We start from the raw sequence: 19,580 nt of genomic DNA, 5'->3' as shown, positions 1-19,580 counted from the left end.
GCCTCAGTGGTGGAGTCCGTGGACGACGGCGTGCCCCTTGCCGCGGCCGATCAGCCAACGGTTGACCGGTGTGGTGACGATGAAGGCCAGGGCGAGAGCGGCGACCAGGGAGCCCCAGAAGAGGCCGCTGGTGAGGCCGGCTTCCATCGCTCCGGGGATGGCGAGCATCGCGGTGTTGTCGATGATCTCCATGACCGCGATCGACACCGTGTCCGCCGCCAGGGCGACACCGAGGGCGGCGCGCCAGGACAGTCCCGCGCGGCGCACGCCGCGCATCGTGAGCGCGTAGCCGAAGACGAAGGCCAGGGCGATCGAGAGCACCACGGTCCCGAGATTGTGCAGTCCGAGGCCGGTGCCGATCACCATGCCCAGCACTTCGCCGATGGCACATCCGGTGAGGCAGTGGAGGGTGGCGGTGGCGGCCATCCGCCAGGAGGTCGCATTGTCGGCTGCTGGGCCGTGGTGGTGGTGGTGGTGGTGGGTCTGGTCGCTCACGAGCACTCCTCCGGTTCGTCCAAGAGGTCGAACGATACCCCTCGGGGGTATATTCCGGAGTGCTGGTCCGCTCACACGGGCATCGACGCCGACTCAGGACGTGAGCGCCTCGTCGACCACGGCGAAGACCTCGGGATCCCAGGTGAGAGCGCGCTCCCACGGGAGGTCGAAGGCGTCGGCGAAGAAGATGCTGTGGACGTCGTCTTCGAAGGAACGGCGGACCACGCGGGGGAGCACGTCGACCGGGACGTCGTCGGCTCGGGCGCTTCGCAGGGCCACCAGACCGTCGTGTGGCCACAGCTGCCGGGGTTCGGCTGCCGTGTGGAAGTGACCCGCCCCGACTGCGGTGACGGCGACGCCATCGAGGAAGCCGGCCTGCGTCGTGTTCCACTCGCGCAGGAACCGGCGTGAGACCTCGTCGGCAGCGCCCTGTGAGTTCTCGGCGGCATAGCCGCTCGACCGCTCGAGGATCGTCGCGGTCCCCTCGTCGCCGTGGGCGTCGTGGACCGAGACCTCGCCGGTGAGCACGTCGCCGAGGAGCGATCCCTCCCATGGGGTGCCGAGGGTGACGAGCCGGCCGATCGACGGGCCGGAGCCGCGCAGTTCGCGGACCGCGGCACGAGCGAATAGGCCGCCCATGGAGTGGGCGACGAGGTCGACGCTCGCGAAGCCGTGTTCGTCGGACAACCACCGCAGGAACGCGGCCAGGCTCGTCCCGCCGGCGTCGATCCCACCGACGGCGTTGACGGTCACCTCGGCGGGCAGCACGATCGGGACGTCGGCGAACCCCTGCCAACCCGTGTCCTCGTGCACCTCCCCGGCACCGATGCGTGCCGGTGCGGTGAAGACCGGGATATCCCGCCCGAGCAGGTGCGCTCTCAGTGCGGTGAGGGTGTTCCCGGCGGCCAGGCCGGAGCCTGCGGCATGGTCCGGACCCGTGAACGGGGTCACGGCGGCACCCCCTGACACGAGGACGATCGCATCGGCCATGGTGCTCCTTCCGGCTGGCTACGACGTCAGCGTACTGGTCGGGCGAGGTCGATCCGCAGTGCGTTGCGACGCACGTCGTCGATCGCGGTCGCGACCGCGCCCTGCGCCACCATGTCGGCACCGAGTTCCGACGCGACGAGCAAGGGAGGTTCCGCGCTCATGTAGCCGGGGATGCGCTCCGACGCGACCTCGAGCAGCTGCGACATCGACGGAGCGATCCCGCCGGCGAACACGATGCGCTCGACGTCGAGCAACCCGCCCAGGATGGCGCTCATCCGCGCGATGCGATCACCCATCCGGCGCACCAGGTCGAGCGCGACCGTGTCGTCCTGGTCCGCCGCAGCGAGGACCGACTGCGCATCCACCTGCGCGACCGGTATGCGGCTGAGCGGGCTGCTCTCCGGGAGCCCGCCGCTCTCGCGGTACTCGCGACCCCAGTCGCGCAGGAGCGCGGCGATGCCTCGCGACGAACCGACGCCGTCGACGAGGTCGAGGAGGTGCAGCTCGCCCGCCCGGCCGCGACCGCGGACGAGACGACCGTCGACGACGTATCCGGCTCCGAGCCGCTCACCGGTGACCACCGTGATGTAGGAGTCGACACCGACGCCGGCGCCGATCGCGCCCTCGGCGACGGCGGCGAGGTTCGCGTCGTTGTCGGTGACGACCGCGCAGCCGTGGTCGCGGATGCGCTCACCGAGCCGAGGGTTCATCCGATCCCAGAAAACGTTGCCCTCGGGTGATCGCCCGAGCGCGTCGATGGGGGCCGGGACGCCGAGCACGATGCAGAGCGGCGGCTTCGGTCCGCACTGTCGCAGGACCTCGTCGATCGCCGCGTCGACGGCGTCGACCCGCGCCTCAGCGGTGGCCGCCGGATCGACGGTGTGGTGCGACCTCGCGAGTTCCCGACCGCGCAGGTCTGCAGCGATGGCGGTGATGGAGTGGGCTCCGGCGTCGACACCGACGACGATCCCGGCGTCGATGCGCAGCTCGTAGCGTCGGGCGGGGCGACCTTTCCGATAGGCGGCACCAGCCTGACGTGCGTCATCGAGCTCCGTCAGCCAACCCAGTCCGATGAGTTCGTCGGAGAGCGTGATCGCCGTCGATCGTGACAACCCGGTGGCGGTGATGACGTCGGCCGCGGTGAACGCGGACGTCGCCCAGGCGTGATCGAGGACGGCGGTGATGCTGGAGGAGCGCGGCTCCGATGCCCGCTCCGTCGTCGTCGCTTCCATGACCGACAACGATATCCACGATCCGAGGGCCCGCGTGGACACCGTGCCGCGGAGGCACTGCACCGTGCGCAGAACCGTGAACGATCACGGTGTCCTACCCGTGGATGTCGTGATGGAACCGGTGCTTGACCAGACGTCGAACGGATGGCAGAGTTTCCGTCATCAGTTGATTTACTCTCTGTATTTAGTCAGCGGATCCATCGAGGGCTCCGCGGAAGGACAATGATGTCGAACCCACTGAAACGCGCGATACGCGCCACGGCCGGAGTGGCGGGTGTGGCGCTCCTGGCCAGCGTCCTCGTCGGTTGCTCGAGTGATGGCCGGGAGACCATCCACTTCACGTTCAGCAAGCGTGAGGCGTTCACCTTCATGAACCAGGCCGTCGCGGACTACAACGCCTCGCAGCAGCAGTACGAGGTCGTCATGGACACCTCGGGGCCCGATCCGCTCGCGGCGAGCTTCGTCCGTGGCAACCCGCCGGACCTCATGCTCTCGAACTACAACCACGAGGTGTCGCGTTTCGTCGAACGGTGCGCGCTCTCCGACCTGTCCGACACGACAGCGGCGGCGTCCATCCGCGACGACCTCCAGCCGTTGCTCGACCAGTACGGCGTCTGCGAGGGACGCACGAGCGCGTTGCCCTACTCGGTGATGGCCGCTTCCGTCATCTATAACAAGACGATCTTCGCCGAGTACGGCCTCGAGGTGCCGACGACGTGGAGTGAACTCATCGCCGTCTCCGACACGCTGAAGGCGGCCGGCGTGGCGCCGTTCTACGCGACGTTCGCCGATGCCTGGACCGCCAACCAGGGCTGGTTCGACTACTCGGTCGGTGGCGCCGTCGACATCCCGGACTTCTACGACCGGCTCGCGGAGGAAGGCACCGAGGTGGGACCGGATGCTCCGGTCTCGTTCGAGAAGGACTTCCTGGAGCCCATCGAGAAGATGCAGCTGCTCGCCAAGGAGTACACGCAGGCTGATGCGCCGAGTCGCACCTACGACGCCGGCAATGTCGCCTTCGCCGAGGGCAAGGGCGCCATGTACCTGCAGGGCCCGTGGGCGTTCAGCCAGATCGCACTCACCGCACCCGATCTCGACCTCGGGACCTTCCCGCTGCCGATGACCGAAGACCCGAAGGACCTCAAGGTCCGGGTGAACCTCGACCTCGTCACCATCATCCCCGAGGAGGCGAAGAACCCGCAGGGTGCCCGTGACTTCCTCGAGTACCTCTTCCAGCCGGAGATCATCCAGGCGTACAACGAGTCGCAGCTCGGGTTCGTCCCGACGGACGACGGCAAGGCTCCCGACGACCCGCGCGTCGCGGGCATGATCCCGTACTACGACGCAGGCGCGTTCTACCAGGGGCCGGGCGTGCTCAACCCCCGCGCCATCCCGACCGAGAACTACGCGCAGTCGCTGGTCCTCGGCACCGACGCGGCGTCGATGCTCCGCACCATGGACGCGGACTGGGCACGACTCGCGTTCCGACAGCCGCCCGTCACGAGCAAGGAGGGTTCCGAATGAGCGCCACCACATCGATCGTGACCGGGGGCAACCCGAAGGTCCGACGCAGCACCAAACGGGTCGAGCCGATCTACTACTTCTTCCTCTTCCCAGCCGTCATCCTCTTCACGCTCGCGATCACGCTCCCCGGCGTCGTCGGCATCTTCTTCAGCTTCACCGACTCCATCGGGATCGGCGACTGGGAGTTCATCGGCTTCACGAACTACATCGCCGCGTTCAGCGACCCGGCCATCCTCACCAGCTTCCTCTTCACCTTCGGGTTCTCGCTCGTGACGGTCATCGCGGTGAACGTCATCGCGTTCCTGCTCGCGGTCGGCCTGACCGCGAAGATCCGCTTCAAGATGGGACTTCGCGGAATCTTCGTCATCCCGATGGTCATCTCGGGCATCATCATCGCCTACGTGTTCCAGTTCCTCTTCATGAACTCGGTACCGGCCGCCGGCTCGGCGCTCGGGATCCCGTTCCTCGAGACGAGCATCCTCTCCAACCCGGACCTCGCCTGGCTCGGCATCGTGATCGTGACGGCCTGGCAGTCGATCCCCGGCACGCTGCTCATCTACATCGCTGGTCTCCTCGCGGTCCCCGGTGATGTCTACGAGGCGGCGTCGCTCGACGGCGCGAACAAGCGCCAGCAGCTGCTGCGGATCACCCTGCCGCTGGTGATGGGATACGTCGTGATCAACGTGATCCTCGGCTTCAAGAACTACCTGAACGCCTACGACATCATCGTCGGCCTGACCAACGGTGGCCCGGGCACCTCCACGCGGAGCATCTCGATGACGATCATCCGCGGGTTCCAGACGGGTGACTACGCCTACCAGATGGCCACGGCCACCCTGTTCTTCATCATCACGATCATCATCGCCCTCGTGCAACTCTCGGCGACGCGCGGAAGGAACGCACTCTGATGGCCACGCCAACCGTGCTCAGCACCCAGTCCATCACCACGGCGAACGCCACCCCGAAGCAGCGGACGAGGGGAGAGCGGGTGAGCTGGTCGACGACGATCATCCTGCTGCTCTGCGCCGTGACCGTCCTCCTGCCGCTCTACGTGACGATCTCGATGGCGTTCAAGACCGACACCCAGTCGGTCGACGGCAACGCCTTCTCGCTCCCGGCACCGTTCAGCATCGACGGCTTCGTCCAGGCGTGGACCCTCACGAAGTTCCCGGTGGGCTTCGCGATGTCGCTCCTCGTCACCGCAGGGACCGTGGTCGCGACCATCATCCTGGCCTCCTTCGCCGCGTACGCCATCGTGCGCAACTGGGATCGCCGCCTGTTCCGCTTCTCGTTCTTCTACCTGCTCGCCGCCATGTTCATCCCGTTCCCGGTCGTCGCCCTGCCGCAGATCCAGCTGACCGGTCGTGTCGGACTCGACAACCCGTTCGGCGTGATCATCCTCGCCACGATGTTCCAGCTGAGCTTCAGCGTGCTGCTGTTCACGGCGTTCCTGCGATCGATCCCGATCGAACTCGAGGAGAGCGCACGCATCGACGGTGCGAGCACCTGGCAGACGTTCTGGAGACTGATCTTCCCGCTCCTGGCTCCCATGAGCGCCACCGTCGGCATCTTCGCGTTCCTCTACGCCTGGAACGACTTCATGATGCCGTCGCTCATCATCTCGGACGCGGGACTCCAGACCCTCCCGGTGCGGCAGAACCTCTTCCAGACCCAGTTCAGCAGCAACTACAACGTCGCCTTCGCCTCGTACCTGATGGCGATGGCCCCCGCGATCATCGCCTACCTGTTCGCGCAGCGTTGGGTGATGTCGGGCGTCACCCAGGGTGCCGTCAAGGGGTGACCCGTCCGACCGACCGACACCGGATCCATCCACCACCAGAGAGACCGAGGACCACGCCGTCATGACCGACGCACTACTCGTCGACACCGACACCGACACCGAGTCCGCCGACGCCCGGCGGACGGCCGCCTCCACCTGGTGGCGTCAGGCCGCCGTGTACCAGATCTACCCGCGGAGCTTCGCCGACGCGGACGGGGACGGTCTCGGCGACCTGCCCGGTATCCGCTCCCGGGTCGACTACCTCGCCGGCCTCGGGATCGACGCGATCTGGCTCAGTCCGTTCTATCCCTCGGCGCTGGCCGACGGCGGGTACGACGTCGCGGACTACCGCGACGTCGACCCGCGGCTCGGCACGCTGGAGGACTTCGACGAGCTGATCGCCGCACTGCACGAGCGCGGTATCCGGGTCATCGTCGACATCGTGCCGAACCACACCTCGGATCTGCACGAGTGGTTCCAGGAGGCACTCGCCGCCGGGCGCGGGTCGGCGGCACGCGACCGATACGTCTTCCGCGAGGGGAAGGGCGCATCGGGGGAGGAACCGCCCACCGACTGGGAGTCGGTCTTCGGTGGCCCCGCCTGGGAGCGGGTCGAGGACGGCCAGTGGTACTTCCACAACTTCGCCACCGAGCAGCCGGACCTCAACTGGGATCACCCCGAGGTCCGCGCCGACTTCCTGAAGACGTTGCGGTTCTGGTCGGACCGGGGCGTGGACGGCTTCCGGATCGACGTCGCGCACATGCTCACGAAGGACCTCACCGAACCGCTGCCGAGTCGTGCTGAACTGGAACTGATGCCGCAGGATGGCAACCATCCGCTCCTCGACCGCGACGACGTGCACGAGGTGTACGCCGAGTGGCGGCGGGTGTTCGAGGAGTACGACCCGCCGCGCACCGCGGTCGCCGAAGCGTGGGTGAGTTCGCCGGAGCGTCGTGCCAAGTACGCCTCGGCGGAGGGGCTCGGCCAGGCCTTCAACTTCGATCTGCTCGAGGCGGACTTCGATGCCGCCGAGTTCCGCACGGTCATCACCGACAACCTGGCACAGGCGGCGGAGACGGGGTCGTCGACGACCTGGGTGCTGTCCAACCACGATGTGACCCGTCACGCCACACGGTACGGACTCCCGCCCCTGGCCGGACGACCGGTGAAGCAAGGCACCGAATGGGTCGCGGCGGGTGGTCCCGAGGCTGACATCGATCGCGACCAGGGGCTCAGGCGCGCCAGGGCGGCGACCCTCCTGCTCCTCGGGCTTCCCGGCAGCACCTACCTCTACCAGGGGGAGGAGCTCGGCCTGCAGGAGGTCGCCGCGATCACGGCGGAGCAGCGCCAGGATCCCGCGTTCTTCCGCGGTGGCGAGTACGACGGGCTGGGTCGCGACGGTTGCCGAGTGCCGCTGCCGTGGTCAGCGGACCGACCGGCCTTCGGCTTCGGAGGTGCGGTCGCGCACTTGCCGCAACCGGCCTGGTTCGCCGAGTACGCGGTCGATGTGGAGGCTGCAGATCCGACCTCGACGCTCTCGCTCTACCGCGAGGCGCTCCGACTGCGGAGGCTGCTCCAGACCGGGGAGCACCTCGAGTGGGTCGAGACGGGGCGGGCGGACGTCATCCGGTTCGTGCGGCCGAACGGTTGGCAGGTCCTGACCAACTTCGGCACTGAGCCGTTCCCGCTCGAAGCGGAGCACGATGCCGTCGTCCTGGGCGCCCTCCAAGCCGGCGCGGTTCCGGGGGAGTCCACGGTCTGGATCGCGCCGGTCGGCCTGCTGGGGTGATGGTGGCCGTGGGCGCACGCCCCACCGCGGTCAGAGGCCGAGGCGGTCGAGCTGCTCCTCGAACCGGATCTGCACGTCCTCCGGCTCGGCGTCCTCCTCGGTGCTCCAGATCGAGTCGAGCTCGTGTTGGACGGACGCCGGGAGGGCGGCGAACTTCTCGTCCCACGCGGCGATCGGCGTCCAGTACCCGACGACCTTGAACCGGGTGGCGGGTAGCCCGAGCTCCTTGCGCAGATACTTGCGCACGTCACGGAGGGCCACCGTCTCACCCGCCACCCAGATGTAGCCCTGATCGAGCGGGAGGCGCTCGTCCACGACACTCCGGACGAGTCGGCCCAGCGCACTCGGGCCGTGTCCGTTGCCGCCCACCACCCAGGTGACCGTCACGTCGTCGTTCGTCTCGACCGCGATCCGATCCCGCTCGCTCGGTACCTCGAGCACCACGCGGGTCCGCAGTCCGGGCGGTGTCTGTGCGACGATGCGCTTGACCGCGGGAAGACCGGTGAGGTCAGCGACGAGGACCTGCCAACCGATGTCGGCGGGCGGCGCGTACAGGCCGGTGGGCGAGTTCAGGCCGAGCACGTGCCCGGGCTGGGCGCGAGCCGCCCACGGCCCCGCGACCCCGGCCTCGTGCACGACGAAGTCGATGTCGATCTCGACCGGATCCTGCCGCACGGCGCTGATCGTGTACGTCCGCATCGGTGCCTGCGGGGAGCCCTCCGGCGTCTCCCACCAGTCGCCTGCCGGTACCGGGAGCGAGACCTCCGTCGGGTCGGCACCGTGGGGGAAGAAGACGCGGACGTACTCATCGCCCGTGCCGGTGCTGACGAAGTCCTCGACGCCCGGACCGCCGAGGGTGATGCGGATCAGGTTCGGACTCAGGGGTGTCGCTGCGGTCACGATGCCGCGGTGGATCTTCATGGCGTCTCGGCCTCTCGGGTCGGTTCGGTGTGCTGGGTCGGGTGCGGCCTGTGCGCGAGCCAGGACTCGCGGTAGGGGCCGGGGGAGGCGAGGAGTTCCGCGTGCGTGCCGTGTTGGACGATCCGACCGTCCGCGAAGACCGCGATCCGGTCGGCGGTGGCGGCCTGCTCCAACCGGTGCGCGATCAGCAGCGCGGTCCGGTCCGTCCGGAGGACGGCGATCGCCGCTTCGACGGCGTCGCGATGGTGCAAGCCGACGTCGGCCGTCGCCTCATCGAGGATCACGATCGCCGGGTCCGCCAGGAACGCCCGAGCGACCGCGAGTTGCTGGATGCGTCCCTCGTCCAGCGGCACGGGCGACTCCCTCGAGTCGGTCGGGTCCGCCGCCGGGTCGTCCTGCAACGCGGTGACCGCCCACTCGGCTCCGACGGCACGGAGCGCCGAGACCATCTCGTCCCGGCTGGCGTCCGGAGCCCCGAGCCGGAGGTTGTCGGCGATCGAGCCACGGAAGTGGTGGAGCTCCTGCGACAGGTAGTACGGGGTGTCGTCGACGAGCACCCGCCCGGACGTCGGCGGATGGTGCCCGGCGACGACCCGCGCCAGGGTGCTCTTGCCCGAGCCGGACGTGCCGACGAGCGCCGTGGTCGTCCGGGGCGGTACGTCGATGGTGACCTCCGCGATCCCACGGTCCGTGGTCGGATACCGGAACGTCAGGTCGCGCACTCGGATCGCCGGCGCTGCGGCGACGCCGCCTGCGGCACCGCCGACGGGCGAGGGCGACTCCGGCATCGCGGACGACGCTGCTGCGAGGTCGATGACCCCGACCAGCCGAGCCAGCCCGACCGTGGCCCGCTGGATGTCGTCGAGCCCGAAGATGAGCCGGCCGACCGGATCGAACAGCCGGTGGAACAGGAGCGCGGCGGTGGTCACGAGCCCGACGGTGATCGTGCCCTGCAGGTTGAGGAGGAAGCCGGTCGCCAGGATCGCCGACAGCCCGAGGAGCTCACCCGAGTTGATCCATCGGAACAAACGGTTCGCGACGCGCACACCCTCGATCTGCGCGTCGATGGAGGCGGCCGCGCGTTCCCGGACGCGTTCGAGCGCGTGGTCCGTCCCGGTGAACGCGGCGAGCATCTCCGCGCCGTCGACCGCGTCCAGCACGGCCTGACTGCGTGATGCCTCGCGGATCCTGACCGTGCGGAACACCACGCGGGATCGCCGGAGGAACGCACGGGTCCCGAGGACGTAGCACGGCGCCGAGGCGAGACCGGCGAGCGCGAGCCACGGGTCGACGGCTGCCAGGGCGACGGCCGACACCCCGATCGCGAACCCGGCGGAGAGCAGTGTCGGGGCGACGTTCCCGCCGGCCTCCGCGACCGCGTCGACGTCGCCGGTGACCCGGGACAGGAGATCGGCACGCTCACCGTCGTCGACGGTGCTCACCGGGAGCCGCATGGCCGAGGCGAACACGTCCTCGCGCAGTTCGGCGAGCAGGTCCTGCACCAGCCCCGTGAGCACCCGAGTCGCCCACAGCGTCACCGCGACGGCCCCGACAGCCCCGACGGCGGCTGCGGCCACCCAGCCTGAGACGACGCTCAGCCCGGCGTCGGAAGCGACGGCGTCCACGATCCGCCCGAGACACGCGGGCATCACGACGCCCAGTGCGGCGGCTGCGAGGAAGAGGACCACCACGGCGGCGGTCCGTCCGCCGTGGCGTCTGAGGAGGGCACCGACGACGGTTCGGACGCGGGAGCCGTCGGCGACGGGGAGCATCTCGGCGGTGGTGGGCTCCGTGGCGGGATCAGTCATGGCGGGTCTCCGAACCGGGAGTGAGTTCGACGACCCGGTCGCAGGCGTTCAACAGGACCGGCGAGGTGGTGATGACGACGACGGTGCCGTCGTGCGCCGCGAGCGCTCGGGCGATGCGGGTCTCCGTGAGGACGTCGACGGCCGACGTCGGTTCGTCGAGGACGAGCACGTCCGCACCGGCATGGAGCGCCCTGGCGATGCCGACGCGCTGGCGCTGCCCGCCGGAGAGCCGTCTGCCCGCCTCACCGACCGGTGACGACCAGCCGCCGAGCTGCACGACCGCGTCGTCGAGCGCCGCCATGCCCACGAACACCGCATCCGGGTCGCCGGTCACGTCATGACCGCGGACCGCCTCCGCCAGGGTGCCGCTCATGATGCGCTGGCCGTGCGGTGGCGCGACCACACGACGGCGGTACGCCACCGGGTCGAGGTCCAGCTGGTCGACGAGTCTGCCGTCGACGGCGAGCGAGACGCTGCCGCGCTCGGCGGGGGTCCGCATGCCGAGCAGGCGGGAGAGGGCCCGCGCCGTGTCGCTGTCGGGCGGCCGGACGCCGAGCAGTTCACCAGCACGGACCTCCACCGGTCGGGCCTGGTGTTCGGAGCGGAAGGACAGCACGACGTCGGTCGCAGGGCCGGAGCCGGATGTCTCGCCCAGCCGACCGCCCGTTTCGAGCAGGTCGTCGGCGTCGACGACCGCGGCCAGGCGTTTGGCGGACGCGAGCTTGTGGATCCAGTTCGAGGGGAAGGAACCCGCCTGTGCGAGGTATCCGCTGATGAACTGCGCGAGGCCGAGCACCGTCACGAGCTCGCCGATGCTGATCCGCCCCTCCGCGGCGAACCAGGCGGACAGGCCGACGAGTGCGGCCATGACGAATGCCGCCAGCGTGCCGCTCACGGCGTCGAAGAGGGCGAGGGACCGCCCGGCGGCCGTCGCTGCGCGTCGTGAGACGTCACTGGCGGCGTCATACCGGCGAACGGCCTCAGCACGCCCGCCGATGCCCACGAGCACCCGGAACCCGCTCATGAAGTCGGCGGCCACCGCTCCGGCCTCGGTCGCCGCCCGTTGCTCGGCGAAGCCTCGGCGTTCCAGTGGTCGAGAGACGACGCGCATGACGAGCATCATCCCGATGGTCGACACGAACACCACGATCGTCGCCACCGGCGAGATCACCGACATCGCCAGGGCGGCTCCGATGATGGCCGCGATGGTCGCCGACTGCTGCGCGACCGACCAGGCGACCCCGGCCACCCGGTAGGTGTCGGACGTGACGACCGTCAGCGCCTCACCCGCCGAAAGGTTCTGTCGCGAGAGCTGCGGCCGAAGCATCCGGGACAGCGTGAGGTGTCGGAGCGCCTGTTCGCCGTGCCCGTAGATCGACACCATGAGGCGCGACGCCGACTGGTAGCTCACCGTCAGGACGAGGAAGGTTCCGACCAGGACCCCGATCCAGATCCCGAGGGCGACCGGATCGGACGGCACCACCGCACGGTCGATGGTCGCCCCGATGATCACGGGGATCGCCGCCTCCGACAGGGCGTGCACGATGAGGAGGCCGGTTGCGGCGACGAGCATGGCGCCGCGACCGTCCGCTCCCAGCGCGATGCCGAAGAGGCGCCGCGGCGTGCTGGTCGTCGTCTTGCTCATCGGCTCCGCCGTCCGAGCGGGAGCACCAGCGGGGTACCGGAGACGGGGTCGGTGATGACCTGGCACGGCAGGTCGTACACGGCCTCCACGAGGTCGGCGGTGATGATCTCCTGCGGATCGCCCTGAGCGACGATCGCGCCGTCGCGCATCGCGACGAGATGGGTCGCATAGCGGGCGGCGTGGTTGAGGTCGTGGAGGACCGCGACGAGGGTGGTACCGCTGCGGTGCAGATCCGTGAACAGCTCCATCAGCTCGATCTGGTGCGCGATGTCGAGGAAGGTCGTCGGCTCGTCGAGCAGCAGGTGCTTCGTCTGCTGGGCGAGTGCCATCGCGACCCAGACGCGTTGCCGCTGTCCGCCCGAGAGCTCGTCGACCAGCCGGCGGGACAGCTCCGTGACCCCGGTCGCGGCCATCGCCTCCGAGACCGCCGCTTCGTCGGTGCTGCTCCACGTCCGCATCGCGCTCTGGTGCGGGAACCGCCCGCGCCCGACGAGGTCCGCGACGGTGATCCCGTCGGGGGCGATGGCGGATTGGGGGAGGAGCCCGAGTCGGCGGGCGGTGTCCTTCGGTTTCGACGCGCGGATGTCAGCACCATCGAGGAGGACCGCGCCGGCGGTCGGGCGCAGGAGCCGCGCGAGTCCGCGGAGCAGGGTCGACTTGCCGCAGGCGTTCGGTCCGATGATGATCGTGAACGAGTCGTCCGGCACCTCGAGCGACAGCTCGGAGACGATCGGAGCATCGCCGTAGCCCAGGGTGAGGTCGCGGGCGAGGAGCGACGTGGTCATGGGAGTTCCTTTCACGTGCGGCGCACGAATTGGCCGGCCAGCAGGCAGGTCAGATAGATGCCGCCGACCGAGAGCGTCACCACGCCGACCGGGACCGCGAGCAGCTGGGCGACGGCGTCGGAGACGACGACCAGGGCGGCTCCGGTGAGCATCACCGGCGCGAGGCCCATCGGGGTGTTCGAGCGGGTGAGCCGTTGAGCGATCTGCGGGGCGGCCAAGGCGATGAACGAGATCGGGCCGGCGGCGGCGGTGACGAGCGCCACGAGGGCCACACCGACGACCATGGCGATCAGCCGGGTGCGTCCAGGGCGCACTCCGAGGGCCATGGCGGCGTCGTCGCCCATCTCGAGCACGGGGAGCGAACGTCGGAGTGGCCGAGCAAGCATGGCGAACACGACGAAGGCCGTGGCGGCGGGGAGCAGCTGGTCGAAGCCGAGCGAGGCGAGGGATCCGGCACCCCAGGTGGCCGCCATCATCGCCTGCTCGACGCTGACGGAGATGAGGATCCAGGAGGTGAGGGAACCGAGCCCGGCCGAGACGCCGATGCCGACGATGATGAGCCGGAAGGACGACATGGTGTGGCGGTTCGCGAGGAGGGCGACCAGTAAGGCGGTCAGCAGACCGCCGACGAGTGCCCCGGCGGCTTTGAACAGGTAGGTGTTGAGCCCGAGGACGAGCATCGTCAGCGTGACGCCGAACTGCGCGCCGACACCAAACCCGATGATGTCCGGTGAGCCGAGCGGGTTGCGGGTGAGCGACTGGAAGATGCCTCCGGCGAGCGCGAGTGCCGCTCCGCAGAGCACCGCGAACAGCACCCGCGGCAGTCGCCACTCGGTCACGACCTGGCGGACGTCCGGGTCGGACGCGGGGTCGACGATCGCCCGGATGACCGCGTCGAAGCCGATCTCGTACGCTCCGATCGTCGTCGCGAACAGCCCTGCTCCGATGATCACCACGACGAGTCCGAGGCACACGAGGACGGACCGCACGGGTACGAGCGTCGCGATGTGCGCGGTCTCCACGCGGATCAGCCGTCGTCCATGGTCGATGACGCTCACAGTCCGCTCACCCGCTTCCGACGCACCAGCATGATCAGGATGGGAGCGCCGAGGAGCGCCGTGACGATCCCCACCCGGAGCTCTCCGGACGGCAACACGATCCGGCCGAGGACGTCTGCGAGCAGCAGGAACGCGGGGCCGATCACCATCGAGTACGTCAGCACCCAGCGCTGGTCGGGGCCCGTGAACCACCGCACGACATGGGGGATCATGAGTCCCACGAAGGCGATGGGACCGGCGGCCGCGACGCCCGTACCCGCCAGGAGGGTGACGGCCACGACGACCCACACCCGGGTGCTGCGCACTCGCGCACCGAGCGCCTGGGCGAGCTCGTCTCCCAGGGTCAGGGCGTTCAGTGACCGGGCGCAGAGCAGACCGATCACGAGGCCCGTGACGATCAGCGGAGCAGCCCACGTGAGCTGGTCGAGGGTGCGGCCTCCGATGGATCCCACGCTCCAGAAGCGCATGACCTGGAGGGTTCCTTCGTCCCGCAGCACGATCGCGGTGGTGAAACCGGTGCAGGCGGCACCGAGGGCGACCCCCGCGAGGGTCAGTTTCATCGGGGTCGCACCCGAGGCCCCGACGGATCCGAGCGCGTAGACGATCACCGTGAGGATGAACGCACCCGCCAGGGCGAACGGGACGTAGGCGCCGGGAGTCGTCAGTCCCAGGACACCGACCGCGAAGGTCACGGCGAACGACGCGCCGGCGTTCACCCCGAGGATGCCCGGGTCGGCGAGCGGGTTGCGGGTGAAGGCCTGGATGAGCCCGCCGCAGACGGCGAGCGCCGCACCGACCAGAATGCCGAGCAACGTCCGTGGGACGCGCAGCTCCATGACCATGAGGTGCAGGGGGTTCGCGTCGTCGTAGGCGACGAGCGCGCGGACGACGGTCAGGGGATCGATGGCCCGATTGCCGATGGCGAGTGAGGCGACGGCTGCGGCGATCAGCACCACCGTGGCGACGAGGAGCCCGACGGCGAGGGTCCCGGTGCGGTGGGGCGAGACGTCCGCGCGTCCGGCCCCACCGGGCATCGGGACGTCCGCCGGCCCGCCCGCAGCAGGCGCTGCTGACGGGGCGGCGGTCCGGGAGATCTCCGACGTCACTTGCCGTCGATGGTCGGCTCGCCCTGCAGTGCCGCTGCGAGGTCGTCGACGTAGCCGGGCAGGACGTACTGCAGGGACAGGACGGTCGGCGCGCTGATCGCCGAGGCCTTGGCGGCGTCGGCGTAGATCACGTAGGACCCGGCGGCGATCGGCGACCAGCGCGACACCACGGCGTTCTCGACCGTGTACGTCCCTTCCTCGGCACTTCCGCCCCATGCGGCGAACAGGTCGGCGTCCACGTCGTAGAGCTGTTCGAGGCTGACGCCGGTGTACCAGTTGTCGCCCTCGGCGCTCGTGAGGAAGCTGTCCATCGCCGAGGTCGAGGTGAAGCCGAGCGCTTCGGTGATGCGGACCCGCGGGTCGTACTCGAGGTAGACGCCGAGGTCCGTCCCGCCCTCGTTCAGGGTGAGGCCCCAGACGAAGCTCTTGTCGTCGAACTCGGGGTGTGCGTCGGCGAGGGAGGTGATGAGGTCCTCGGTCTCGCCGATGAGCTCCTCGGCCTTGGCCTCCTCCGACATCGCCTTCCCGACGGTGCGGGTCATGCCCTCCCAGGTGCCCGGGTTCCAGGGTCCCTCGATGTAGGGGACGGTCGGGGCGATCTCGGTGAGCCGCTCGTATTCGATGTCGGTGACACCGGAGTAGAGGCTCAGGATCAGGTCGGGCTTCAGGGACTTGATCGCCTCGTAGTTCGGGCCGTCGTCCGTGAAGGGGATGATCTCGGGCATACCGCCGTACGCCTCGGAGACGTAGTCCTCGAACCAGGGCTGGTAGCCGCTCTCACCGGCACCCCAGACTTCTTCGATGCCGACGGGGTTGGTGCCGAGGGCGGCGACGATGTCAGGCGTCATCCACCCGAGAGCCACGATCCGTTCCGGCTTCTCCGGGATGACGGTCTCACCGTGGGCGTGTTCGATGACGACGCCGTCGGTCGATGCCGTCGTCGATCCGGTGTCGCCGGTGGCGGCCGAACATCCGGCGAGGGCGAGAGCGGTGGCGATGACGGCGGCGAGGAGGGTGGATCCTCGGCGGACGTTCGGGCGCGCGAAAGCGTGCGGCATGGGGCTCCTTTGAAGAGGGGGGAGTGGATCACCGCTGGCGATCCAGAAGTTAGGTAAGCATGTCCTAACAGAACGATCGTAGGGTGCTTCCGCGCGCGACAGCGTCGAGGAACCGACGAGTTCTGTCGCGGATCCGACACGGTGGTGCGTGCCCGGGTGGATCAGCGCCAGTAGAGCTGGTGGGCGGGGTCCTCCTGCACCCGTGCCACGTACTCCCGAGGGGTCATGCCGAACCGGGCTCGGAAGCTCGCGGAGAAGGCGCTCGAGGACGCGTACCCGCACCGGTGCGCGGCTGCCCCGATCGGCATGCCGTCGATGATCAGCCGCGCCGCCAGCGTCATCCGGACGCCCGTCCGCCACCGGGCGAAACTCATCCCGGTGTCGTGCTGGAAGATCCGCAGCACGGTGCGCTCGTGGAGGCCGTGCACGTCGAACAGCTCGCGCGCGCCCCGGAGGTCACCCGGATCGGCGAGGATCGCACGGACGAGCGGACGGACACGATCGTCGGACGGCATCGGGATCTCGCCCCAGCCGTCCGCCGTCTCCGGCGCGGGCTGCTGCAGCATCTCGATGAGGACCGCCTGCGCACGGACCCGGAGGTCGGTCGGCATGTCGTTGATCCCGAGGTGGAGCAACATCTCCTGCACCGCACGCGGAACCAGGACCTGGGTGACGGTCTCGACGGGCGCGATCAGCGAGGTGGCGGGGAGGTAGGTGTAGCACCCGGTGGAGTCGCGCTCGTGGTGCGCGGTGTGCGGCGTGTGTGCTGGGATCCAGACGCCCTGACCCGGTGCGAGGCGCCACATCGCGTTCGGGAGATGCACCCACACGGTGCCGCGGTAGCACCAGGCGAGCATGGCGTCCGGATGACGGTGCGGTGGCGAGAGCGGGCGACTCCCGGTGTCCTCGTCGGTGACGACACCGGTGCCCATCAGATACGGTTCGGCGACCGACGAAGGATGCTCGGGGCTCGCGTCCCAGTCGACCTGGCTGTACGGGCTCAACGAGCGCTCGTGCCGGCGTCGCCGATCAGCGGGAGGCCGTCGTCATCGAAGCGGACGCCTTTCGCGGCCAGCCGGCGTTCCGCCTCGTGGTGGACGACGCCGCGCTTGCGCAGAACAGCTTCGAGGAGGCGGATCAGGAGGTCGTCCGTCGCGTTCGGGTGCAGCGCGATCTCGATGCGCGCACCCCAGAAGCGGTCCTCGAGGAAGAGCTCCAACGCCGCTGGGTCAGCTGCCGGGTTGTGCGCCGCTGCGGCGCGGATGGCCTGATTGGGGTCGTTCGCCAGGACGGAGAACTCCTCGAACGTGCTCGCCGATCGCGCGAGCTCGTAGCGTCGTTCCTCGTCCGCGATCTGCTCCGGCGTCTTGCGTCTGGCCACGGTGGTCCCTTCATCCCGTCGCCGTCAACCTACCTGGCTCGCCTGATGTTCGACAACGACGGCTTGCCGCGCCGCCCGGGCACTGACGGGCGCGTCACGCCAGGGCGGCGAGCGCTTCGTCGAGGCGTTCGGCGGCTTCGCCGTCGGCGCTGTTGTCGAACAGGATGTGGTGGGCTCCGCGCCATCGGCACTCGGCCGCCTGCGCGGTCGCCCAGAACTCGTCCCAGTTCGCCAGTTTCCAGGTGTCCCGCTCATAGCCTCTGGCGTGCACGCGATCCTTGACGCGGGTGCCGTCGACGGTCACGTGCACGACGACGATGTCGACCTCCCGCGGCCACGAGTGCTCGCTCGCCGCCTCCTCCAGGAACCCACTCTGCGGGAAGTACCGCACGAACGGTGCGTCGAGGACGACCGACATGCCGAGTCTGAGGTTGTCTCCGGCGAGCCGGAGGAGGGTCCGGTACTCGAGGTCCATCACGACCCGCTGGTAGTACTCGTTGTTGTCCCGTTCGTGCTTGTCGGTGCCGGCGGCCTCGAGGAGGGTCTCGGTGAAGAAGGTCGCCACCGAATCCTTGTCGAGGTAGGCCGCCGACACCCGCCCGGCGATGAGCGTGCTCACCGTCGACTTCCCTGACCCCGCGGGGCCGATGACGAAATAGAGTTTCGGACTCATCGGGTCACGCTACGCCGTCACGGCCGCGGCCGGACGTTCCTTGACGAACAGTCCGTACGACAGCGCGCCGACCAGGAGGAGCACGCCGCCGATGAGGAAGACGAGGGTGTAGTTGCCGTCCGTCGCCGTGAGGATCGCCCCGGTGACGACGGGTGCGACGGCCGCCCCCATGAACCCACCGAAGTTCTGGATCGCGCCGAGCGAGGCGACCTGGTTGGACGGGGCGATGTCCGAGGCCAGGGTCCACAGGCAGCCGATGGGGACCTGCGACGCGAAGTACCCGACGGACAGCAGAGCGACGGCGAGGGCGGTGTTGTCCACGTAGGCGACGGGGAGCACGCTCGCGGCGGCGAGCAGCGCGCCGCCGACGATCGGGATCTTCCGGGCGCGGACGGTACCGACGCCCCGCTGCACCAGACGGCTCGAGAGCCATCCGCCGAAGACGACGCCGACGATGCCGCAGAGGAACGGGAGCGAAGCCAACCATCCACTGTCGGCGAGGCTGAAGCCGCGGGCGGTCTGGAGGTAGCTGGGGAGCCAGGTGAGGTAGACCCACACGGTGTAGAAGATGCCGAAGGCTCCGAGCACCATGAACCAGGTGTTGCGGTGCTTGAACAGCTGGCCCCAGGCGACCTGCTCCACCGTGGCGACCACGCGGGCCTCGGCCTCGGCGCCCTTGATCATCGACTGTTCCTTGAGCGTCGGATCGCGGTAGATGCGGAGCCAGACGAGCGCGATGACGATGCCGAACGCACCGACGATGATGAACATGCCTCGCCAGCTCATGGTGAGCAGGAGGAAGGTGAGGAGCGGCGGGGCGATCGCGTTGGCGATCTGCGAGCCCGTGTTCACGAGGGACACCGGGAGCGCGCGCTCCGACTTGTTGAACCAGCGCTCATTGACCTTCAGTGCGGACGTGAAGAACGGCGACTCGGCGATGCCGAGGGCGACGCGGGCCGCGTACAGGAAGCCGAACGAGTTCGCGGCGGCGGTCACCATCGAGACGAGCGACCACGCACCGGCGGCGAACGCGAACATCTTCTTCGGACCGAACTTGTCGACGAGGAAGCCCGCCGGCAGGTTCGCGATCGCATAGGGCCAGGAGAACGCCGACAGCAGCAGCCCCATCTGGAGGGCATTGAGTCCGAACTCCTGAGCGATCGTCGTGTTCGCCACGCTCAGCGTGGATCGATCGAGGTAGTTCACGACCCCGCCGAGCACGAGGAACCCGACCAGGAACCATCGGATCCGGACGCTCTTCTTCTCGGCTTTGGTGAGGACCGGTGCCTCGCTGTCGATCTGGCTCATGCCATGCACTCCTTCGTGTGGTGGTGG

General features: G+C 69.1%; 18 protein-coding genes. 4 read left to right on the top strand and 14 right to left on the bottom strand.

Annotated features, from left to right (window positions below; translation table 11 throughout):
- Nucleotides 1–3: 3 nt before the first annotated feature.
- The 3 genes from IFU30_RS09110 to IFU30_RS09100 all read right to left on the bottom strand — a co-directional run bounded on the left by IFU30_RS09110 (nucleotide 4) and on the right by IFU30_RS09100 (nucleotide 2,717).
- Nucleotides 4–495: a DUF4396 domain-containing protein gene (locus IFU30_RS09110; protein WP_342450836.1), complete on the bottom strand. Its 492-nt coding sequence runs from the start codon at nucleotides 493–495 to the stop codon at nucleotides 4–6.
- 93 nt (nucleotides 496–588) lie between these two features.
- Nucleotides 589–1,485 carry an esterase/lipase family protein gene (locus tag IFU30_RS09105; protein ID WP_192004981.1) on the bottom strand — a complete coding sequence of 299 codons (897 nt, stop codon included), beginning with the start codon at nucleotides 1,483–1,485 and terminating at the stop codon, nucleotides 589–591.
- Nucleotides 1,486–1,511: 26 nt separating this feature from the next.
- The gene (locus tag IFU30_RS09100; RefSeq protein ID WP_192004980.1) at nucleotides 1,512–2,717 is read right to left on the bottom strand and encodes an ROK family protein; all 1,206 of its coding nucleotides are present in this window, start codon (nucleotides 2,715–2,717) and stop codon (nucleotides 1,512–1,514) included.
- Between the two features lie 225 nt (nucleotides 2,718–2,942).
- On the opposite strand from IFU30_RS09100, the gene IFU30_RS09095 reads away from it, so the two are divergent.
- The 4 genes from IFU30_RS09095 (at nucleotide 2,943) to IFU30_RS09080 (ending at nucleotide 7,810) form a co-directional block, all read left to right on the top strand.
- Nucleotides 2,943–4,241, top strand: coding sequence for an ABC transporter substrate-binding protein (locus IFU30_RS09095; RefSeq protein ID WP_192004979.1), 1,299 nt, complete (start codon nucleotides 2,943–2,945; stop codon nucleotides 4,239–4,241).
- A complete protein-coding gene (locus IFU30_RS09090; protein ID WP_079002413.1) occupies nucleotides 4,238–5,149 on the top strand; it encodes a carbohydrate ABC transporter permease in 912 nt (303 codons plus the stop codon). The genes IFU30_RS09095 and IFU30_RS09090 overlap by 4 nt, the downstream gene beginning before the upstream one ends.
- Complete coding sequence (locus tag IFU30_RS09085; RefSeq protein ID WP_085510777.1) at nucleotides 5,149–6,042, top strand: carbohydrate ABC transporter permease; 894 nt, start codon at nucleotides 5,149–5,151, stop codon at nucleotides 6,040–6,042. The genes IFU30_RS09090 and IFU30_RS09085 overlap by 1 nt, the downstream gene beginning before the upstream one ends.
- Before the next feature lie 61 nt (nucleotides 6,043–6,103).
- Nucleotides 6,104–7,810 carry a glycoside hydrolase family 13 protein gene (locus IFU30_RS09080; protein WP_192004978.1) on the top strand — a complete coding sequence of 569 codons (1,707 nt, stop codon included), beginning with the start codon at nucleotides 6,104–6,106 and terminating at the stop codon, nucleotides 7,808–7,810.
- 30 nt (nucleotides 7,811–7,840) lie between these two features.
- On the opposite strand, the gene IFU30_RS09075 is transcribed toward IFU30_RS09080, so the two are convergent.
- From IFU30_RS09075 to IFU30_RS09025, 11 genes are all read right to left on the bottom strand, one after another.
- Nucleotides 7,841–8,731: a siderophore-interacting protein gene (locus tag IFU30_RS09075; RefSeq protein WP_192004977.1), complete on the bottom strand. Its 891-nt coding sequence runs from the start codon at nucleotides 8,729–8,731 to the stop codon at nucleotides 7,841–7,843.
- Nucleotides 8,728–10,539: an ABC transporter ATP-binding protein gene (locus tag IFU30_RS09070; RefSeq protein ID WP_192004976.1), complete on the bottom strand. Its 1,812-nt coding sequence runs from the start codon at nucleotides 10,537–10,539 to the stop codon at nucleotides 8,728–8,730. The genes IFU30_RS09075 and IFU30_RS09070 overlap by 4 nt, the downstream gene beginning before the upstream one ends.
- Nucleotides 10,532–12,184: an ABC transporter transmembrane domain-containing protein gene (locus tag IFU30_RS09065; RefSeq protein WP_191941044.1), complete on the bottom strand. Its 1,653-nt coding sequence runs from the start codon at nucleotides 12,182–12,184 to the stop codon at nucleotides 10,532–10,534. The genes IFU30_RS09070 and IFU30_RS09065 overlap by 8 nt, the downstream gene beginning before the upstream one ends.
- Entirely contained in the window at nucleotides 12,181–12,969 is a 789-nt protein-coding gene (locus IFU30_RS09060; RefSeq protein ID WP_192004975.1) for an ABC transporter ATP-binding protein, read from the bottom strand. The genes IFU30_RS09065 and IFU30_RS09060 overlap by 4 nt, the downstream gene beginning before the upstream one ends.
- Before the next feature lie 11 nt (nucleotides 12,970–12,980).
- The gene (locus tag IFU30_RS09055) at nucleotides 12,981–14,027 is read right to left on the bottom strand and encodes an iron chelate uptake ABC transporter family permease subunit (protein WP_192004974.1); all 1,047 of its coding nucleotides are present in this window, start codon (nucleotides 14,025–14,027) and stop codon (nucleotides 12,981–12,983) included.
- Entirely contained in the window at nucleotides 14,024–15,061 is a 1,038-nt protein-coding gene (locus tag IFU30_RS09050) for a FecCD family ABC transporter permease (protein ID WP_192005441.1), read from the bottom strand. The genes IFU30_RS09055 and IFU30_RS09050 overlap by 4 nt, the downstream gene beginning before the upstream one ends.
- A gap of 68 nt (nucleotides 15,062–15,129) precedes the next feature.
- The gene (locus tag IFU30_RS09045; RefSeq protein WP_192004973.1) at nucleotides 15,130–16,191 is read right to left on the bottom strand and encodes an ABC transporter substrate-binding protein; all 1,062 of its coding nucleotides are present in this window, start codon (nucleotides 16,189–16,191) and stop codon (nucleotides 15,130–15,132) included.
- Nucleotides 16,192–16,352: 161 nt separating this feature from the next.
- Nucleotides 16,353–17,195 carry a helix-turn-helix transcriptional regulator gene (locus tag IFU30_RS09040; RefSeq protein WP_192004972.1) on the bottom strand — a complete coding sequence of 281 codons (843 nt, stop codon included), beginning with the start codon at nucleotides 17,193–17,195 and terminating at the stop codon, nucleotides 16,353–16,355.
- Nucleotides 17,192–17,572 carry a hypothetical protein gene (locus tag IFU30_RS09035; RefSeq protein ID WP_192004971.1) on the bottom strand — a complete coding sequence of 127 codons (381 nt, stop codon included), beginning with the start codon at nucleotides 17,570–17,572 and terminating at the stop codon, nucleotides 17,192–17,194. Before IFU30_RS09035 ends, IFU30_RS09040 begins: the two co-directional genes overlap by 4 nt.
- A gap of 94 nt (nucleotides 17,573–17,666) precedes the next feature.
- Nucleotides 17,667–18,245, bottom strand: a complete 579-nt coding sequence (locus IFU30_RS09030) for an AAA family ATPase (protein WP_192004970.1) — start codon at nucleotides 18,243–18,245, stop codon at nucleotides 17,667–17,669.
- A 9-nt stretch (nucleotides 18,246–18,254) separates the two neighbouring features.
- Entirely contained in the window at nucleotides 18,255–19,553 is a 1,299-nt protein-coding gene (locus IFU30_RS09025; protein WP_159878653.1) for an MFS transporter, read from the bottom strand.
- Nucleotides 19,554–19,580 lie beyond the last annotated feature (27 nt).

It is taken from the genome of Plantibacter sp. CFBP 8798 (assembly GCF_014841195.1).
Classification (GTDB): Bacteria; Actinomycetota; Actinomycetes; order Actinomycetales; family Microbacteriaceae; genus Plantibacter; species Plantibacter auratus.
Note: the sequence above shows the minus strand (reverse complement) of the source record. Positions and strands in the feature narration are given on the sequence as shown.

What these genes read in the sequence shown, in the direction of transcription:
- IFU30_RS09105 (WP_192004981.1), bottom strand. Translation starts at nt 1,485, where the DNA reads ATGGCCGATGCGATCGTCCTCGTGTCAGGGGGTGCCGCCGTGACCCCG.
- IFU30_RS09100 (WP_192004980.1), bottom strand. Translation starts at nt 2,717, where the DNA reads ATGGAAGCGACGACGACGGAGCGGGCATCGGAGCCGCGCTCCTCCAGC.
- IFU30_RS09095 (WP_192004979.1), top strand. Translation starts at nt 2,943, where the DNA reads ATGTCGAACCCACTGAAACGCGCGATACGCGCCACGGCCGGAGTGGCG.
- IFU30_RS09090 (WP_079002413.1), top strand. Translation starts at nt 4,238, where the DNA reads ATGAGCGCCACCACATCGATCGTGACCGGGGGCAACCCGAAGGTCCGA.
- IFU30_RS09085 (WP_085510777.1), top strand. Translation starts at nt 5,149, where the DNA reads ATGGCCACGCCAACCGTGCTCAGCACCCAGTCCATCACCACGGCGAAC.
- IFU30_RS09080 (WP_192004978.1), top strand. Translation starts at nt 6,104, where the DNA reads ATGACCGACGCACTACTCGTCGACACCGACACCGACACCGAGTCCGCC.
- IFU30_RS09075 (WP_192004977.1), bottom strand. Translation starts at nt 8,731, where the DNA reads ATGAAGATCCACCGCGGCATCGTGACCGCAGCGACACCCCTGAGTCCG.
- IFU30_RS09070 (WP_192004976.1), bottom strand. Translation starts at nt 10,539, where the DNA reads ATGACTGATCCCGCCACGGAGCCCACCACCGCCGAGATGCTCCCCGTC.
- IFU30_RS09065 (WP_191941044.1), bottom strand. Translation starts at nt 12,184, where the DNA reads ATGAGCAAGACGACGACCAGCACGCCGCGGCGCCTCTTCGGCATCGCG.
- IFU30_RS09060 (WP_192004975.1), bottom strand. Translation starts at nt 12,969, where the DNA reads ATGACCACGTCGCTCCTCGCCCGCGACCTCACCCTGGGCTACGGCGAT.
- IFU30_RS09050 (WP_192005441.1), bottom strand. Translation starts at nt 15,061, where the DNA reads ATGCCCGGTGGGGCCGGACGCGCGGACGTCTCGCCCCACCGCACCGGG.
- IFU30_RS09045 (WP_192004973.1), bottom strand. Translation starts at nt 16,191, where the DNA reads ATGCCGCACGCTTTCGCGCGCCCGAACGTCCGCCGAGGATCCACCCTC.
- IFU30_RS09030 (WP_192004970.1), bottom strand. Translation starts at nt 18,245, where the DNA reads ATGAGTCCGAAACTCTATTTCGTCATCGGCCCCGCGGGGTCAGGGAAG.
- IFU30_RS09025 (WP_159878653.1), bottom strand. Translation starts at nt 19,553, where the DNA reads ATGAGCCAGATCGACAGCGAGGCACCGGTCCTCACCAAAGCCGAGAAG.